This window comes from Citrobacter sp. RHB36-C18 (assembly GCF_013814485.1).
GTDB classification, from domain to species: domain Bacteria; phylum Pseudomonadota; class Gammaproteobacteria; order Enterobacterales; family Enterobacteriaceae; genus Citrobacter; species Citrobacter braakii.
Genome location: NZ_CP057125.1, coordinates 3,264,226 through 3,279,165 on the forward strand (window position 1 = coordinate 3,264,226; position 14,940 = coordinate 3,279,165).

13 protein-coding genes are annotated in these 14,940 nt (G+C 51.6%); 9 read left to right on the forward strand and 4 right to left on the reverse strand.

Features of this window, described 5'->3' with window-relative positions; all coding sequences use genetic code 11:
• Positions 1-33: 33 nt before the first annotated feature.
• Genes ybgE through cydA form a run of 4 tightly spaced genes read right to left on the reverse strand, consistent with a single transcriptional unit; the run spans position 34 to position 3,178 of the window.
• A complete protein-coding gene (gene ybgE / locus HVZ52_RS15725) occupies positions 34-327 on the reverse strand; it encodes a cyd operon protein YbgE (RefSeq protein ID WP_016152311.1) in 294 nt (97 codons plus the stop codon).
• Complete coding sequence (gene cydX / locus HVZ52_RS15730) at positions 327-440, reverse strand: cytochrome bd-I oxidase subunit CydX (RefSeq protein ID WP_003022970.1); 114 nt, start codon at positions 438-440, stop codon at positions 327-329. Before cydX ends, ybgE begins: the two co-directional genes overlap by 1 nt.
• A 14-nt stretch (positions 441-454) precedes the next feature.
• On the reverse strand, positions 455-1,594 hold the full coding sequence (cydB, locus tag HVZ52_RS15735; protein ID WP_181598442.1) for a cytochrome d ubiquinol oxidase subunit II: 1,140 nt from the start codon (positions 1,592-1,594) through the stop codon (positions 455-457).
• A gap of 15 nt (positions 1,595-1,609) precedes the next feature.
• On the reverse strand, positions 1,610-3,178 hold the full coding sequence (gene cydA, locus HVZ52_RS15740) for a cytochrome ubiquinol oxidase subunit I (protein WP_016152309.1): 1,569 nt from the start codon (positions 3,176-3,178) through the stop codon (positions 1,610-1,612).
• A gap of 1,218 nt (positions 3,179-4,396) precedes the next feature.
• On the opposite strand from cydA, the gene glmS reads away from it, so the two are divergent.
• From glmS to HVZ52_RS15785, 9 genes are all read left to right on the forward strand, one after another.
• Entirely contained in the window at positions 4,397-4,846 is a 450-nt protein-coding gene (gene glmS / locus HVZ52_RS15745; protein ID WP_016152308.1) for a methylaspartate mutase subunit S, read from the forward strand.
• Entirely contained in the window at positions 4,846-6,234 is a 1,389-nt protein-coding gene (gene glmL, locus HVZ52_RS15750; RefSeq protein ID WP_047497777.1) for a methylaspartate mutase accessory protein GlmL, read from the forward strand. Before glmS ends, glmL begins: the two co-directional genes overlap by 1 nt.
• Before the next feature lie 18 nt (positions 6,235-6,252).
• On the forward strand, positions 6,253-7,698 hold the full coding sequence (locus HVZ52_RS15755; RefSeq protein ID WP_016156014.1) for a methylaspartate mutase subunit E: 1,446 nt from the start codon (positions 6,253-6,255) through the stop codon (positions 7,696-7,698).
• Complete coding sequence (locus tag HVZ52_RS15760; protein WP_016152305.1) at positions 7,698-8,939, forward strand: methylaspartate ammonia-lyase; 1,242 nt, start codon at positions 7,698-7,700, stop codon at positions 8,937-8,939. Before HVZ52_RS15755 ends, HVZ52_RS15760 begins: the two co-directional genes overlap by 1 nt.
• Positions 8,940-8,942: 3 nt before the next feature.
• Positions 8,943-10,313 carry an acyclic terpene utilization AtuA family protein gene (locus HVZ52_RS15765; protein ID WP_016156013.1) on the forward strand — a complete coding sequence of 457 codons (1,371 nt, stop codon included), beginning with the start codon at positions 8,943-8,945 and terminating at the stop codon, positions 10,311-10,313.
• Complete coding sequence (locus HVZ52_RS15770; protein WP_016152303.1) at positions 10,310-10,627, forward strand: DUF4387 domain-containing protein; 318 nt, start codon at positions 10,310-10,312, stop codon at positions 10,625-10,627. Before HVZ52_RS15765 ends, HVZ52_RS15770 begins: the two co-directional genes overlap by 4 nt.
• A gap of 168 nt (positions 10,628-10,795) precedes the next feature.
• The gene (locus HVZ52_RS15775) at positions 10,796-12,100 is read left to right on the forward strand and encodes a dicarboxylate/amino acid:cation symporter (protein WP_016152302.1); all 1,305 of its coding nucleotides are present in this window, start codon (positions 10,796-10,798) and stop codon (positions 12,098-12,100) included.
• Positions 12,101-12,225: 125 nt separating this feature from the next.
• Positions 12,226-13,227 (forward strand): glutaminase A, encoded by a 1,002-nt coding sequence (gene glsA, locus HVZ52_RS15780; protein ID WP_016152301.1) that lies wholly within the window; start codon positions 12,226-12,228, stop codon positions 13,225-13,227.
• Positions 13,228-13,285: 58 nt separating this feature from the next.
• Positions 13,286-14,938: a class I fumarate hydratase gene (locus tag HVZ52_RS15785; RefSeq protein WP_016152300.1), complete on the forward strand. Its 1,653-nt coding sequence runs from the start codon at positions 13,286-13,288 to the stop codon at positions 14,936-14,938.
• The last annotated feature ends 2 nt before the right edge of the window (positions 14,939-14,940 follow it).

Sequence of the window (14,940 nt, forward strand, 5' to 3'; positions counted from 1 at the left end):
GCAAGCCCATAAATATTTAAGGATGTTTCTTATTCAAAAGAAGAAGAAAATCAGACCAACAACCAGGACGATATCCGCGATTAGCGGGCAGAAAATGCCCTGCCAGTGTACGGCGCGAGGACGAAAACCAACGCCGTGAATGATGCCTGCGCAGACCGCCCACATCAGCAGGAGACCATGCCAGATTTCCAGCTCACTGGTTTTGGCCGCGAAACGTGACGGATCCCAGAATATGCAGCCAGCCAACACGATTGCCAGCACAAAGGAAAGCGCCCGCAAGGGGCGCTTATCCATCGCGTTATACTGCATCGCGATAATGTTGGTCATCAGCTATCTTCTTGTCCGGCTTTGCCTGATTCAACGTGCTCAAGCGCCAGCGCTGTGATTATCCCAAATGCACAGGCAAGAAGCGTTCCCAAAATCCATGCGAAATACCACATTTTAAGCTCCTTACTTAGTACAGAGAGTGGGTGTTGCTTTCAATATCTTCTTTGGTGATGCGACCGAACATCTTCCAGTAACACCAGGCGGTGTACAGCAGAATGATCGGAACGAACACACAAGCTACATACGTCATCAGATTCAGCGTCAGCTGGCTGGACGTTGCATCCCACATGGTCAGACTTGCGTTCATCATGGTGCTGGATGGCATCACAAACGGGAACATTGCGATACCAGCCGTCAGGATGATGCAGGCTAACGTCAGTGAAGAGAAGACGAACGCCCATGCCCCTTTCTCCATACGAGAAGTCAGGATGGTCAACAGCGGCAGAACCACGCCCAGTGCAGGAACCAGCCACAGGATAGGTGCATTGTTAAAGTTCACCATCCATGCGCCAGCCACGCGAGCCACTTCTTTGGTCAGCGGGTTAGAGGCGGCATGATGATCCAGTGCTGAGGTCACAACATAACCGTCAATACCGTAAATCACCCACACACCAGCCAGCGCGAAGCAGACCATAGTGACCAGTGCCGCAACCTGCGACGTTGCACGCGCACGTAGATGCAGTTCACCTACCGTACGCATCTGCAGATAGGTCGCGCCCTGGGTGATGATCATCCCAACACTCACGACACCCGCCAGCAGACCAAACGGATTCAGCAACTGGAAGAAGTTACCGGTGTAGTACAAACGCATGTAGTCGTCTACGTGGAACGGAACCCCTTGCAGCAGGTTGCCGAACGCCACGCCAATAACCAGCGGTGGAACGAAGCTACCAATGAAGATGCCCCAGTCCCACATGTTGCGCCAGCGCATGTCTTCAATCTTGGAGCGGTAATCAAAACCGACCGGACGGAAGAACAAAGACGCCAGTACCAGGATCATCGCCACATAGAAACCGGAGAACGCAGCGGCATACACCATCGGCCAGGCAGCGAACAGTGCGCCACCCGCGGTGATGAGCCAAACCTGGTTACCGTCCCAGTGCGGGGCGATGGAGTTAATCATAATTCGACGCTCGGTATCATTACGACCGAGGAAACGGGTGAGCATGCCCACCCCCATGTCGAAGCCATCAGTGACCGCGAAACCAATCAGCAGAATGCCAACCAGCAGCCACCAGATAAAACGCAATACTTCATAATCGATCATTTGACGACTCCTGTCTTAGCGTGCCGGCTGAGAAGTCACAGTGGACTGCTCGTAGTGATAACGACCGGTTTTCAGGCTACTCGGCCCAAGGCGTGCGAACTTGAACATCAGATACAGTTCAGCCACCAGGAACAGGGTATACAGGCCGCAAATCAACAGCATCGAGAAGATGAGGTCGCCAGCGGTCAGCGAAGAGTTCGCTACGGCTGTTGGTAACACTTCACCAATCGCCCACGGTTGGCGGCCGTACTCTGCAACAAACCAACCGGATTCAATGGCAATCCACGGCAGAGGAATCGCATACAGCGCGGTGCGCAGCAGCCATTTTTTCTCACCGATACGGTTACGAATCACGGTCCAGAAGGACACTGCGATGATTGCCAGCATCAGAATGCCGCACGCCACCATAATACGGAAAGCGAAGTACAGCGGCGCAACGCGAGGAATAGAATCTTTCGTTGCCTGCTGAATTTGCGCTTCGGTCGCGTCGGTGACGTTATCCGTATAGCGTTTCAGCAGCAGACCATAACCCAGGTCTTTCTTCATGCTGTTGAACTGGTCGCGAACGGCCTGATCGGTAGTACCCGCACGCAGTTCTTCCAGCAGTTGATACGCTTTCATCCCGTTACGGATGCGCTCTTCGTGCTGCACCATCAGGTCTTTCAGACCAATGACCGGTGTGTCAACCGAGCGGGTGGCAATGATGCCCAGCGCATAAGGAATTTGAATCGCAAAATGGTTTTCCTGCGCATCCTGGTCCGGAATACCGAACAGGGTAAAGGAAGCCGGTGCAGGCTGCGTTTCCCATTCTGCTTCAATAGCAGCGAGTTTGGTTTTCTGCACGTCGCCCATTTCGTAACCGGATTCATCACCCAGAACGATAACAGACAGAATAGCAGCCATACCAAAGCTGGCGGCGATTGCAAAAGAACGTTTAGCAAACGCGAAGTCACGACCGCGCAGCATATAGTAGGAGCTGATCCCCAGAACGAACATCGCGCCACAAACATAACCAGATGCCACAGTGTGAACAAATTTCACCTGTGCTACCGGGTTGAGCACCAGTTCAGAGAAGCTCAGCATCTCCATGCGCATGGTTTCAAAGTTGAAATCCGCGGCGATTGGGTTTTGCATCCAGCCGTTCGCAACCAGAATCCACAGTGCGGACAGGTTAGAACCCAGGGCCACCAGCCAGGTGACGCACATATGCTGGACTTTACCCAAACGGTCCCAGCCGAAGAAGAACAGACCTACAAAGGTGGATTCGAGGAAGAAGGCCATCAAACCTTCGATCGCCAGCGGCGCACCGAAAATATCCCCTACATAGTGGGAGTAGTAAGACCAGTTAGTCCCGAACTGGAACTCCATGGTCAGACCGGTTGCCACACCCAGAGCGAAGTTGATACCAAACAACTTGCCCCAGAACTTGGTCATATCTTTATAAATCTGTTTGCCGGAAAGGACGTAGACCGTTTCCATGATGGCCAGCAAGAACGCCATACCTAGCGTCAGTGGCACAAACAGGAAGTGGTACATCGCGGTCAAGGCAAACTGTAAGCGCGACAGTTCGACTATATCTAACATCATGACTCCTTGCTCATCGCATGAAGACTCCGAGAGTGAACCCCGTTAGAAAGGGTCACACGCATGCCCCAATACAAATTTATCTGCTTCCCTCCGCCGCTGCTCTTTCTTCTCAATTGAAGAAAGGACAATGATGAAAGGTTACAAACATGTTAATAAAACACTCAAATTGATCCCGCAATTATATTACGCCGTAAAATCCTTACAATAAACAGGTTTTTATCGAGGTAAATTTGCATTTTTCGATAGTGATCAATTTATAGCTAATTTATCACTTTCAGACCAATTTGATCTGCAGCAATTTAACCTCTTTTGAGGCTGTTTACCAAGTTTTAAACATTGATTTAAATCAATTTTCAAATTTAATGTTAATAGTGTTTAACAGTCAGGCGACTAGTGAACGCCATGTTAACGGTATGTTTTTCAATGAGTAATTGCCGTTACTACAAATGATAGGATATTTATTTAAATCTACACGATCTTTTAACCTGCCCGACTGACAAAATTGCCAGCAGATAAAGAGTCACTATTGCCGGGTAGCTCACAGTTTTTTGTTTAGCAAGTCATGGAATTGTTATTTCATACAAATTATTCATTTAAATTTTACTTATAATTAACACCAAGATGTAACTATCTCAAATGGAAGCGAAAGCGTCCCTCATTGACAGACGCATTGGGTTTGACGTTCCTCAGCACAGCGCAGGCGTTTCGCTTAAAGCATCACTGAAAGTTATCACTCACTTCTCTTTTTCTCTTATGTGGCAACGTTTAAATATGCCACAAACAATTCATTATCATTTTTATCTTAAATTTAACAAAATATAATTATGTCATATAAGATTAAAAAATAAAAAACCGTTATCCCGTTCACAAGTTATTTAGTAAAGATAATTTTTTAAATTATAAAAAATGACGCATAAATGAGACGCACAACAAAATAAGATTTCGATCACAAACATGGCAAGTCATTTATTCGTCATTTTCCTGGCAAATTAAAAAAATCCGCAAAAACAACATTCAACTACCTGATAAACAAGGATTTTTATAAATAAAAAATATAACAATCATTTTGCGCAGGATATTTTGAAAATAGATCAATTGCTTCCTTTTCCGCTTACACAGAAACTCCGACCCTATTAAGAGGTTGTCACAAACCATGTTCTAAATATTAGAAAATAATTTTCACTTATTGACCATCAGCCCTACAGAGGATTACCCATGAAGAAATCTACACTTGTTATTGGCGTCATCGGTGCTGACTGCCATGCAGTAGGTAATAAAGTTCTGGATCGCGTTTTTACTGCTCATGATTTTCACGTAATCAACCTCGGGGTGATGGTGAGCCAGGATGAATATATTGATGCCGCGATTGAAACAGGCGCCGATGCCATCGTGGTGTCCTCTATCTACGGTCATGGCGACATTGACTGCCTCGGGTTACGTGAGCGCTGCATCGAACGCGGCCTCGGCGACATTCTGCTGTACGTCGGTGGCAACCTGGTAGTTGGTAAACATGACTTCGGCGATGTGGAAGTGAAGTTTAAGGAGATGGGTTTTAACCGCGTCTTCGCACCGAGCCACGACCTGGAAGATGTCTGCGCGCTTATCACCAATGATATTCGCCAACACAATGGCCTCGAGCAGCGTTGCCTGGAAGAGGCTATCTGATGCAAACAGTTTCTGTCGATATCGGCTCGACATGGACCAAGGCTGCCCTCTTCGCCCATGAAGGCGAGGAATTAACCCTGGTAAACCATGTCCTGACCCCAACCACCACACATCATCTGGCAGACGGTTTTTTTGCCAGCCTGAATCAGGTGCTGAACGTTGCCGATGCTCGCCCGTTACTGAAAAGTGGTGAAGTGCAGTTGAAATACTCCTCCTCGGCCAAAGGTGGACTCGCCGTTGCAGCAATGGGGCTGGTGCCTTCCATTACGCTGGAATCAGCAAAAGTTACCGCCCATTCGGCAGGAGCGAAAATCGCGCAATATTATTCGTACAAACTGAACCGGCATGACATCCAGGAGCTGGAATCATCACCGCCAGACATTCTGTTGTTTACCGGCGGTACAGACGGTGGCGAAGAAAGCTACGGCCTGGCGAATGCGCACGCGCTGGCAGGCTCAACGCTTGATTGCGCCATTATCTACGCTGGAAATCGGGACATTCAGGACGAAATACAAACGATTCTGGGACATAAAGATCTGACCACGGTAGACAACATTCTGCCTGACCTCGATCACCCGAATCCGTTTGCCGCGCGCCAGGCGATTTGCGATGTGTTCTTGTCACGCATTGTCAAAGGTAAAGGTCTGGACGTCATCGTCGGCGAAACCGGCGAAGAGCCAATGCCGACGCCATGGACGGTATATGAGTTAGTCAAAGCCATTAGCGATTACGACAGCGCATGGAAGGAATTCATGCTGATTGATATGGGCGGAGCCACCACGGATGTCTATTCGGCCAGCGCGAATACCCTCTCCCCCGATACCGTCCTGCATGGTGTTCCTGAACCGTTCGTCAAACGTACCGTTGAAGGCGACCTGGGAATGCGCGTTTCCGCCGTCGTGGTGGGAGAAAGCACGCAGGATATGGTGAAAGTCATCTTCGCCCAACAACCGCAGCGCGAGGAAGCATTTTACCGCTACCTGCGTCATCTGGTTGGGCAACCGGATTACCTGCCGCTCAGCGAGGAGGAGAAATATTTCGACACCCTGCTGGCAGGTTTGTGCGTGGGCTATGCCGCTGAGCGCCACGCGGGCACTAAAAAGCAGGTTTGCACCTGCGTGGGTAACGTGGATTTACAGATGGGTCGCGATCTCACCACCGTACGCAAAGTCGTCGGTTCAGGGGGATGGCTCTCTCGCGCCAGCCAGTTCGATATCCATAGCTGGCTCAAATACCGGGAGCTGGACGACCAGGGTAAAAGAATTTTGTTACCGAATCAGTTTGAGTATTACCGCGATTCAAATGGCCTGCTCCCGCTACTGGCAAACGTCGCCAGGCTGTATCCGCAAGCCGCTGCTCGCACCAGCATTCAGTGTTTAACCCTATAAAACTTAAGGCAGCTACGAATGGAACTTCGAAATAAAAAATTGACCCATGACGAATTCATGACCGAAAGGCATCAGGTATTACAAACCTGGGAAACCGGCAAAGACGTTGAGAACTTCGAAGATGGCGTGAAGTACCAGCAATCAATTCCGGATAAAAAGCGCTTCTCCCTTGCTCTGCTGAAGGCCGATCAGGAAGGGAAAACCCTGAGCCAGCCGCGCGCAGGCGTAGCATTAATGGATGAGCATATTGCGCTGCTCAAAACATTGCAGGAAGAGTGCGACCTCCTGCCGAGTACTATCGATGCCTATACCCGTCTGAACCGCTATGAAGAAGCCGCTGTCGGGATCCAGAAATCTATCGAAGCAGGTACTTCCAAGCTGAATGGTTTACCGGTCGTCAATCACGGGGTTGCTGCCTGCCGTCGTATGACTGAAGCGCTGGAAAAACCGATCCAGGTTCGTCACGGCACGCCGGATGCGCGCCTGCTGGCAGAAATCGCCATGGCCAGTGGCTTTACCAGCTACGAAGGCGGCGGCATCTCCTACAACATTCCTTACGCTAAACGTGTCACTCTGGAAAAATCCATCCGCGACTGGCAGTACTGCGACCGCCTGATGGGCCTGTACGAAGAGAACGGTATTCGTATCAACCGTGAACCATTTGGCCCACTGACCGGCACCCTGATCCCGCCGTTTATGTCCCACTCGGTGGCGATTATCGAAGGTCTGTTGGCTCTGGAACAAGGCGTCAAGTCAATTACCGTTGGCTACGGCCAGGTCGGTAGCCTAACGCAGGATATTGCAGCGATTCAGGCGCTGCGCGAACTTTCCCACGAATATTTCCATAACCACGGCTTCGACGATTACGAACTGAGTACCGTTTTCCACCAGTGGATGGGCGGATTCCCGGAAGATGAAGCAAAAGCCTTCTCCGTTATCGCCTGGGGCGCAGCGGTTGCCGGTATGTCAGGTGCCACCAAAGTGATCACCAAAAGCCCGCACGAAGCGTTCGGTATCCCAACGGCGGCAGCGAACGCCCAGGGTCTGAAAGCTTCACGCCAGATGCTCAACATGGTCAGCGACCAGAAATTCCCGCAGTGCGCTGCCGTGGAGCAGGAAGTTGATCTGATTAAGAGCGAAGTCCGCGCGGTGCTGAAGAAAGTCTTCGAACTTGGCAATGGCGACATTGCGCGCGGTACAGTGCTGGCCTTTGAAGCAGGCGTACTGGATGTACCTTTCGCGCCCGCCGCCTGTAACGCCGGTAAGATCCTGCCTGTTCGCGATAACACAGGCGCCATCCGTATTCTCGAAGCCGGTGCCGTTCCGCTGCCGAAAGACATTCTCGCCCTGCACCACGACTACGTCGCAGAGCGCGCGCATTTCGAAGGCCGCAAGCCTTCTTTCCAGATGGTCATTGATGACATCAACGCCGTATCCCACAGTAAATTAATAGGAAGACCATAATGAAAATTAAACAGGCCCTTTTCACAGCTGGCTACTCCTCATTTTATTTTGACGATCAGCAGGCCATCAAAAACGGCGCCGGTCATGACGGATTTATCTATACCGGCGCTCCGGTAACGCCTGGATTTACGTCTGTTCGTCAGGCGGGTGAATGCGTATCCGTACAGCTGATTCTGGAAAACGGCGCAGTAGCAGTGGGCGATTGTGCAGCGGTGCAATATTCAGGTGCAGGTGGACGCGATCCGCTGTTCCTGGCTGAAAACTTCATTCCGTTCCTTAACGATCACATCAAACCGCTGCTGGAAGGCCGCGACGTTGATTCGTTCCTGACCAACGCCCGTTTCTTTGACGAACTGCGTATTGACGGCCATCTGCTGCATACCGCCGTACGTTATGGTCTGTCTCAGGCGCTGCTCGACGCGGCGGCACTGGCTACCGGTCGTCTGAAAGCAGAAGTGGTTTGTGATGAATGGCAACTGCCGTGCGTCCCGGAAGCCATTCCATTATTTGGCCAGAGCGGCGACGACCGTTATATCGCCGTCGACAAGATGATCCTCAAAGGTGTGGACGTCCTGCCGCATGCGCTGATCAATAACGTAGAAGAGAAGCTGGGCTTCAAAGGCGAAAAACTGCGTGAGTACGTCCGCTGGTTATCAAACCGCATCCTGAGCCTGCGCACCAACGAAACCTATCACCCGACGCTGCATATTGATGTCTACGGCACCATCGGTCTGATCTTCGATATGGATCCGGTGCGTTGCGCCGAATACATCGCCAGCCTCGAAGCCGAAGCTCAAGGCCTGCCGCTGTACATTGAAGGCCCGGTAGATGCCGGTAACAAGCCGGATCAGATCCGCATGCTCACCGAGATCACTCAGGAGCTTACCCGTCTGGGTTCCGGCGTGAAAATTGTTGCGGATGAATGGTGTAACACCTATCAGGATATCGTGGACTTCACCGACGCGGGCAGTTGCCACATGGTGCAGATCAAGACCCCGGATCTGGGCGGTATTCACAACATCGTCGATGCAGTGCTGTATTGCAACAAACACGGAATGGAAGCCTATCAGGGCGGTACCTGTAACGAAACGGAAATCAGTGCGCGTACCTGCGTACACGTCGCGCTGGCTGCGCGTCCAATGCGCATGCTGATCAAGCCGGGTATGGGTTTCGATGAAGGTCTCAACATCGTGTTTAACGAAATGAACCGCACCATCGCGCTGTTGCAAACTAAGGATTAAGAGATGGCACGCACATTTAAGATCTTATCGCCTACGGCTATCCTGGGTTATGGCTTCCCGGAAGAAAGTTTTCGTAAAGCCATGGAAGAGTCACCGGATCTTATTGCTGTTGACGCAGGTTCCTCCGATCCAGGCCCCCACTATCTGGGGGCGGGTAAACCCTTTACCGACCGGGCCGGTGTGAAACGCGATCTGCGCTATATGATCGTGGCAGGCGTGAAGAACAACATCCCGGTAGTGATCGGCACGGCCGGTGGTTCTGGCGCAGCTCCGCATCTGGAGTGGTGTCGCCAGATAATCCATGAGATCGCACAGGAAGAAAAACTGTCCTTCTCAATGGCGTTAATCCCGTCTGATGTCGACAAAGAAATCGTTCATCAGGCGCTGGATAACGGCAAAATCACCGCGCTCGATTTTGTGCCTGAACTGACTCACGATGCAATTGAAGAGAGCACCTACATTGTCGCGCAGATGGGCGTCGAGCCTTTTCAGCGTGCACTCGAAGCTGGCGCGCAGGTGGTGCTGGGCGGACGTGCCTACGATCCGGCCTGCTTCGCCGCGCTGCCAATAATGCAGGGCTTTGATGAAGGTCTGGCACTTCATTGCGGGAAGATCCTTGAGTGTGCTGCCATTGCCGCCACCCCTGGCTCCGGCTCAGATTGTGCGATGGGGATCATTGATGACAACGGCTTTACGCTGAAGGCGTTCAATCCCAAGCGTAAGTTCACTGAAACTTCCGCTGCGGCGCACACCCTGTATGAGAAGTCCGATCCGTACTTCCTGCCAGGACCAGGCGGCGTGCTGAACCTGAAAGCGTGCACCTTTACCCAGGTTAACGAGGGCGAAGTGTATGTCAGTGGTTCACGTCATGAAGAAACACCGTATGCGTTGAAACTGGAAGGCGCGCGTCAGGTTGGCTTCCGTTGCCTGACCATCGCCGGAACGCGCGACCCAATTATGATTGCCGGGATTGACACCATTCTCGAAGAGGTACAGGCAAGCGTGGCGCGTAACCTCTCACTGAATGACGACAGTATCCGCATGACGTTCCACCTGTATGGTAAGAACGGTGTGATGGGCAACCATGAACCGATGAAAACCGCCGGTCATGAGCTGGGGATTTTACTGGATGTCGTTGCGCCGACGCAGGATATCGCCAACAGCGTTTGCTCGCTGGTACGCTCTACCCTGCTGCACTACGGCTATGAAAATCGCATTGCGACTGCGGGCAACCTCGCCTTCCCGTTCTCGCCATCTGATATTCAAAGTGGACCGGTGTATGAGTTCTCGATCTATCACCTGATTGAAGCGAGCGATGCGCTGCGATTTGATTTCCACATTGAACAGGTGACGCCAGAAGGAGTTCAGGCATGAAACACTCAATTTGTTCACTGGCGCAGGTTATTCGCTCCAAAAACGCCGGACCGTACGAACTGGTTTTAGATATTTTATTTAAAACCAGGGAAGACTATCAGCGGGTAAAAGCCTGCGAGCAATTAACACCGCAGCTCATTGCCAGTTTATATAATGTTGAACCTGACTTCATTCACAATATCGTGTGGTTCGATCCGGCGAATGCCGTAAAAATCGTCATGCCGCGCGATATTATTTCCGGCAACGTCGGTGATAATGATGTTTATGGTGCTCAGCAACACGCTCCATTATTAAGTATTGAGTTCGACTTGTAACAAAAAACACAATAACAACCATTGGAGCACAGAATTCAGCGGTATCACAGTGCTTCGAATTATTCATGCGGTTGGTCACAACAGGCGTGCGTCTGAGCTGCTGTCCAGGCTCAGGCGCACGCCACCCTACACAATTCCAATTACCAGCCTTTATCCGATGGAGTACACATGAAGAAAATAAGTTTAACGAAGATGATCATATTAGGCCTGATACTCGGCATGATTGCCGGGGTGGCCATAAATAATATGGCCGCGGCTGAAACCGCAAAATCCTATGCAGCAGATATTTCTATTTTTACCACCATATTCTTACGCATGGTAAAAATGATTATCGCGCCATTGGTTATTTCAACTCTGGTTGTTGGTATTGCCAAAATGGGCGATGCCAAAACGCTGGGACGTATATTTTCGAAAACCTTCTTCCTGTTTATTTGCGCCTCTCTGGTGTCAATTGCACTGGGTCTGGTTATCGTTAACATCTTCCAGCCAGGCGCGGGGATCAACTTCGTGCCACATGACGTCGGGGCTGTTGCCGCCGTTAAGTCAGAGCCATTCACGCTGAAAGTGTTCATCTCGCACGCGGTACCGACCAGTATTGTCGATGCGATGGCGCGTAACGAAATTCTGCAGATCGTAGTGTTCTCAATTTTCCTCGGTTGCAGCCTGGCCGCGATTGGTGAAAAAGCCGAGCCTATCGTGAAGGTTCTGGATTCACTGGTACACGTGATGCTGAAGCTGACGGGCTACGTCATGCTGTTTGCACCACTGACCGTTTTTGCCGCTATTTCTGGTCTGATTGCCGAACGTGGTCTGGGTGTGATGGTCAGCGCCGGGATCTTCATGGGTGAATTCTATCTGACCCTGGGTATGCTGTGGGCAATCCTGATTGGCCTGTCAACCATGATAGTCGGGCCTTGCATCGCGCGTTTGACCAAATCAATCCTCGAGCCTGCACTGCTGGCCTTTACTACCTCCAGCTCAGAAGCCGCCTTCCCTGGCACCCTGGACAAGCTGGAAAAATTCGGCGTTTCTTCAAAAATCGCCAGCTTCGTTCTGCCTATCGGTTACTCCTTTAACCTGGTCGGCTCCATGGCGTACTGCTCATTTGCCACCGTCTTTATTGCTCAGGCGTGCAACATTGAGCTGAGCATGGGCGAGCAAATTACCATGCTGTTAATCCTGATGCTGACCTCTAAAGGGATGGCGGGCGTACCGCGTGCATCAATGGTGGTTATCGCCGCAACCCTGAACCAGTTCAACATTCCTGAAGCCGGTCTGATCCTGTTGATGGGCGTCGATCCGTTCCTCGATATGGGTCGTTCTGCTACCAACGTCATGAGTAACGCAATGGGTGCTGCCATTGTAGGTCGCTGGGAAGGTGAACACTTCGGCCAGGGTTGTCGTGGCACTGCACCAGTGAAGACCCCGGAACAAGAACGTCCGGTTACCGAAACAGAAGTCGCGTTGTCCTGATACGACGTTATTGCCGGATGGCGCTTGCGCTTATCCGGCCTGCATAACGTTTCACTATCCGTTGGCCGGATAAGGCGGTACACCGCCATCCGGCACCATGATGAGTACACCAACAGGATTGCACCATGACTAAAACTCTTCTCGGCGTGAGTATTTTTTCCTTCAGCGTTTTGTTCAGCGCAACGACTCTCGCGCAAACCACGCCGGATTACGCAAAGCTTATCGACCAGGCACATCAAAAATATAAAAGTAACCACGATGGAAAAGTCGCCGACTACATCCCTGCTCTGGCGACCTACAGTCCGAATAACTTTGCCATCACCATTGCCACGGTGGACGGCAAGATCTACCAGGTTGGCGATGTTAACAAACCCTTCCCCATGGAATCCCTGAGCAAAGTCTTCACCATGGCGCTCGCCATGGAACAGCACGGCCCTCAGGTGGTGCTGGACAAACTCGGGGCCAATGCCACTGGCATGCCCTTCAACTCCGGTTTAGCGGTTGAGCTGACCAAAGGCGCACCTGAGAACCCGCTGGTAAACGCCGGGGCGATGAGCACCGTTAGCCTGATTGAAGCCAAAGACAAAACCGATCGCTGGAACAAAATCCTCGACAACCTGAACGTCTGGGCCGACGCCACGCTCACGGTTAATGAGCCGGTCTTTAAATCCGAGATGGAAACCAACCAGCACAATCAGGCACTGGCGAAGCTGATGGAGTCCTATAACAGCTTCTATGGCAATACCGACGAAGCTGTCGAAATTTATACCCGTCAGTGCTCGGTGGATATCACCGTTGAGCAACTGGCCAAAATGGGGGCGGTACTGGCGAACAAAGGCAAATCTCCATTCAACGGCAAGCAGTTGCTGAATGAAAAATATGTTCCGCAGGTGCTGGCAGAAATGGCGATTGCCGGACTATACGACGGCAGCGGTAAATGGCTCTACACCGTGGGCATCCCGGCAAAAAGCGGCGTCGGCGGCGGCATGGTCGCCGTTGTCCCGGGCGAATATGCGATTGCCGTCTATTCTCCGCCGCTGGATGAAGCCGGTAACAGCGTTCGCGCCCAGAAAACGATCGAATATGTCGCCGAAGCGACAAAAGCCAATGTCTTTTTAGCGCATTAAGCAATTACGGATGGCGTGAGCGCCATCCGACATATTAACTAAAAGGTGAGATGTAAACATGTCTAAACCATTTGTCTGGCAGGAACTCTTTGTTCAGAGTAAAGATAATACCGAATATGAATTACTGAGTAACCAGCACGTTGCGGTAACGGAGTTAGACGGAGAGGAAGTGATTAAGGTTGCGCCAGAAGCGCTAACCTTATTAGCCCAGCAGGCATTTTATGAGGCTTCATTTTTCCTGCGCGCCGGACATTTAAAACAGATAGCCAGCATTCTGCACGATCCGCAGGCCAGCAGTAACGATAAGTACGTCGCATTGCAACTGCTGCGCAATGCTGAGGTTTCGGCCAAAGGCGTCCTGCCCAACTGCCAGGATACCGGGACGGCAACCATTGTGGCCTGCAAAGGACAGCATGTCTGGACTGGCGGCGATGACGCAGAAGCATTAAGCAAAGGCGTGTACACCACCTTCACCGAAAACAACCTGCGTTACTCGCAAAATGCCCCGCTGGACATGTATACCGAGGTCAATACCCAGACTAACCTGCCGGCGCAAATCGACATCAGCGCCACGCCGGGTAACGAATACCGTTTCCTGTTCGTCAACAAAGGCGGCGGCTCTGCTAACAAAGCGGCGCTGTTCCAGGAAACCAAATCTATTCTGCAGCCGGAAAAGCTCACCGCGTTTCTGATCGAAAAAATGAAATCACTGGGTACAGCCGCCTGCCCGCCGTATCACATCGCTTTCGTCGTTGGAGGCTTGTCCGCCGACCAGACGCTGAAAGTTGCTAAACTGGCTTCAACTAAATATTACGATAACCTGCCCACCAGCGGGAATGAACTGGGTCAGGCATTCCGCGATACGGCGCTGGAAGCCGAGCTGCTCAACGCCAGCCGCGAGTTTGGCATCGGCGCGCAGTTTGGCGGCAAATACTTTGCCCACGATATCCGGGTGATCCGCCTGCCACGCCACGGCGGCTCCTGCCCTATCGCCATGGCTCTCTCCTGCTCAGCCGACCGCAACATCAAGGCCAAAATCAACAAACACGGAATCTGGCTGGAAAAACTCGAGCATAATCCGGGCAAATTTATTCCCGATTCGCAGCGGGTGGAAAATGGCGCTCAGACCGTACAACTGGATCTGAATCGTCCGCTGCGCGAGATCCTGCAGGATCTCACCACTCTGCCAATTGGGACGCGTTTATCGTTAAACGGCCCGATTGTTGTGGCTCGCGATATCGCGCATGCCAAAATCAAAGAGCGCCTGGATAACGGCGAACCGATGCCAGATTACATGAAAAACCATATCGTCTATTACGCGGGCCCGGCTAAAACCCCCAGTAATCTGGCCTGCGGTTCGCTCGGTCCCACAACCGGCGGGCGCATGGACGGTTACGTCGATGCTTTCCAGGCCGCGGGCGGCAGTCTGATCATGTTGTCGAAAGGCAACCGCAGCGCGCAAGTCACGGATGCGTGTCGCAAACATGGTGGTTTTAACCTTGGCAGCATTGGCGGCGCCGCAGCCTTGTTGGCGCAGCAGTACGTGAAGAGCCTGCACTGCCTTGAATATCCCGAGCTGGGAATGGAAGCGGTGTGGATGATGGAAGTTAAAAATATGCCGGCCTTCGTATTAGTGGATGACAAAGGCAATAACTTCTTTAGCCAGTTTGAGCAGCAGCACCGCTGCGCAACCTGTCCGGCAGGACATTAAGG

Bases quoted from the DNA above. Each gene is read 5' to 3' on its own strand.
- ybgE (WP_016152311.1), bottom strand. From the start codon at position 327: ATGACCAACATTATCGCGATGCAGTATAACGCGATGGATAAGCGCCCC.
- cydX (WP_003022970.1), bottom strand. From the start codon at position 440: ATGTGGTATTTCGCATGGATTTTGGGAACGCTTCTTGCCTGTGCATTT.
- cydB (WP_181598442.1), bottom strand. From the start codon at position 1,594: ATGATCGATTATGAAGTATTGCGTTTTATCTGGTGGCTGCTGGTTGGC.
- cydA (WP_016152309.1), bottom strand. From the start codon at position 3,178: ATGTTAGATATAGTCGAACTGTCGCGCTTACAGTTTGCCTTGACCGCG.
- glmS (WP_016152308.1), top strand. From the start codon at position 4,397: ATGAAGAAATCTACACTTGTTATTGGCGTCATCGGTGCTGACTGCCAT.
- glmL (WP_047497777.1), top strand. From the start codon at position 4,846: ATGCAAACAGTTTCTGTCGATATCGGCTCGACATGGACCAAGGCTGCC.
- HVZ52_RS15755 (WP_016156014.1), top strand. From the start codon at position 6,253: ATGGAACTTCGAAATAAAAAATTGACCCATGACGAATTCATGACCGAA.
- HVZ52_RS15760 (WP_016152305.1), top strand. From the start codon at position 7,698: ATGAAAATTAAACAGGCCCTTTTCACAGCTGGCTACTCCTCATTTTAT.
- HVZ52_RS15765 (WP_016156013.1), top strand. From the start codon at position 8,943: ATGGCACGCACATTTAAGATCTTATCGCCTACGGCTATCCTGGGTTAT.
- HVZ52_RS15770 (WP_016152303.1), top strand. From the start codon at position 10,310: ATGAAACACTCAATTTGTTCACTGGCGCAGGTTATTCGCTCCAAAAAC.
- HVZ52_RS15775 (WP_016152302.1), top strand. From the start codon at position 10,796: ATGAAGAAAATAAGTTTAACGAAGATGATCATATTAGGCCTGATACTC.
- glsA (WP_016152301.1), top strand. From the start codon at position 12,226: ATGACTAAAACTCTTCTCGGCGTGAGTATTTTTTCCTTCAGCGTTTTG.
- HVZ52_RS15785 (WP_016152300.1), top strand. From the start codon at position 13,286: ATGTCTAAACCATTTGTCTGGCAGGAACTCTTTGTTCAGAGTAAAGAT.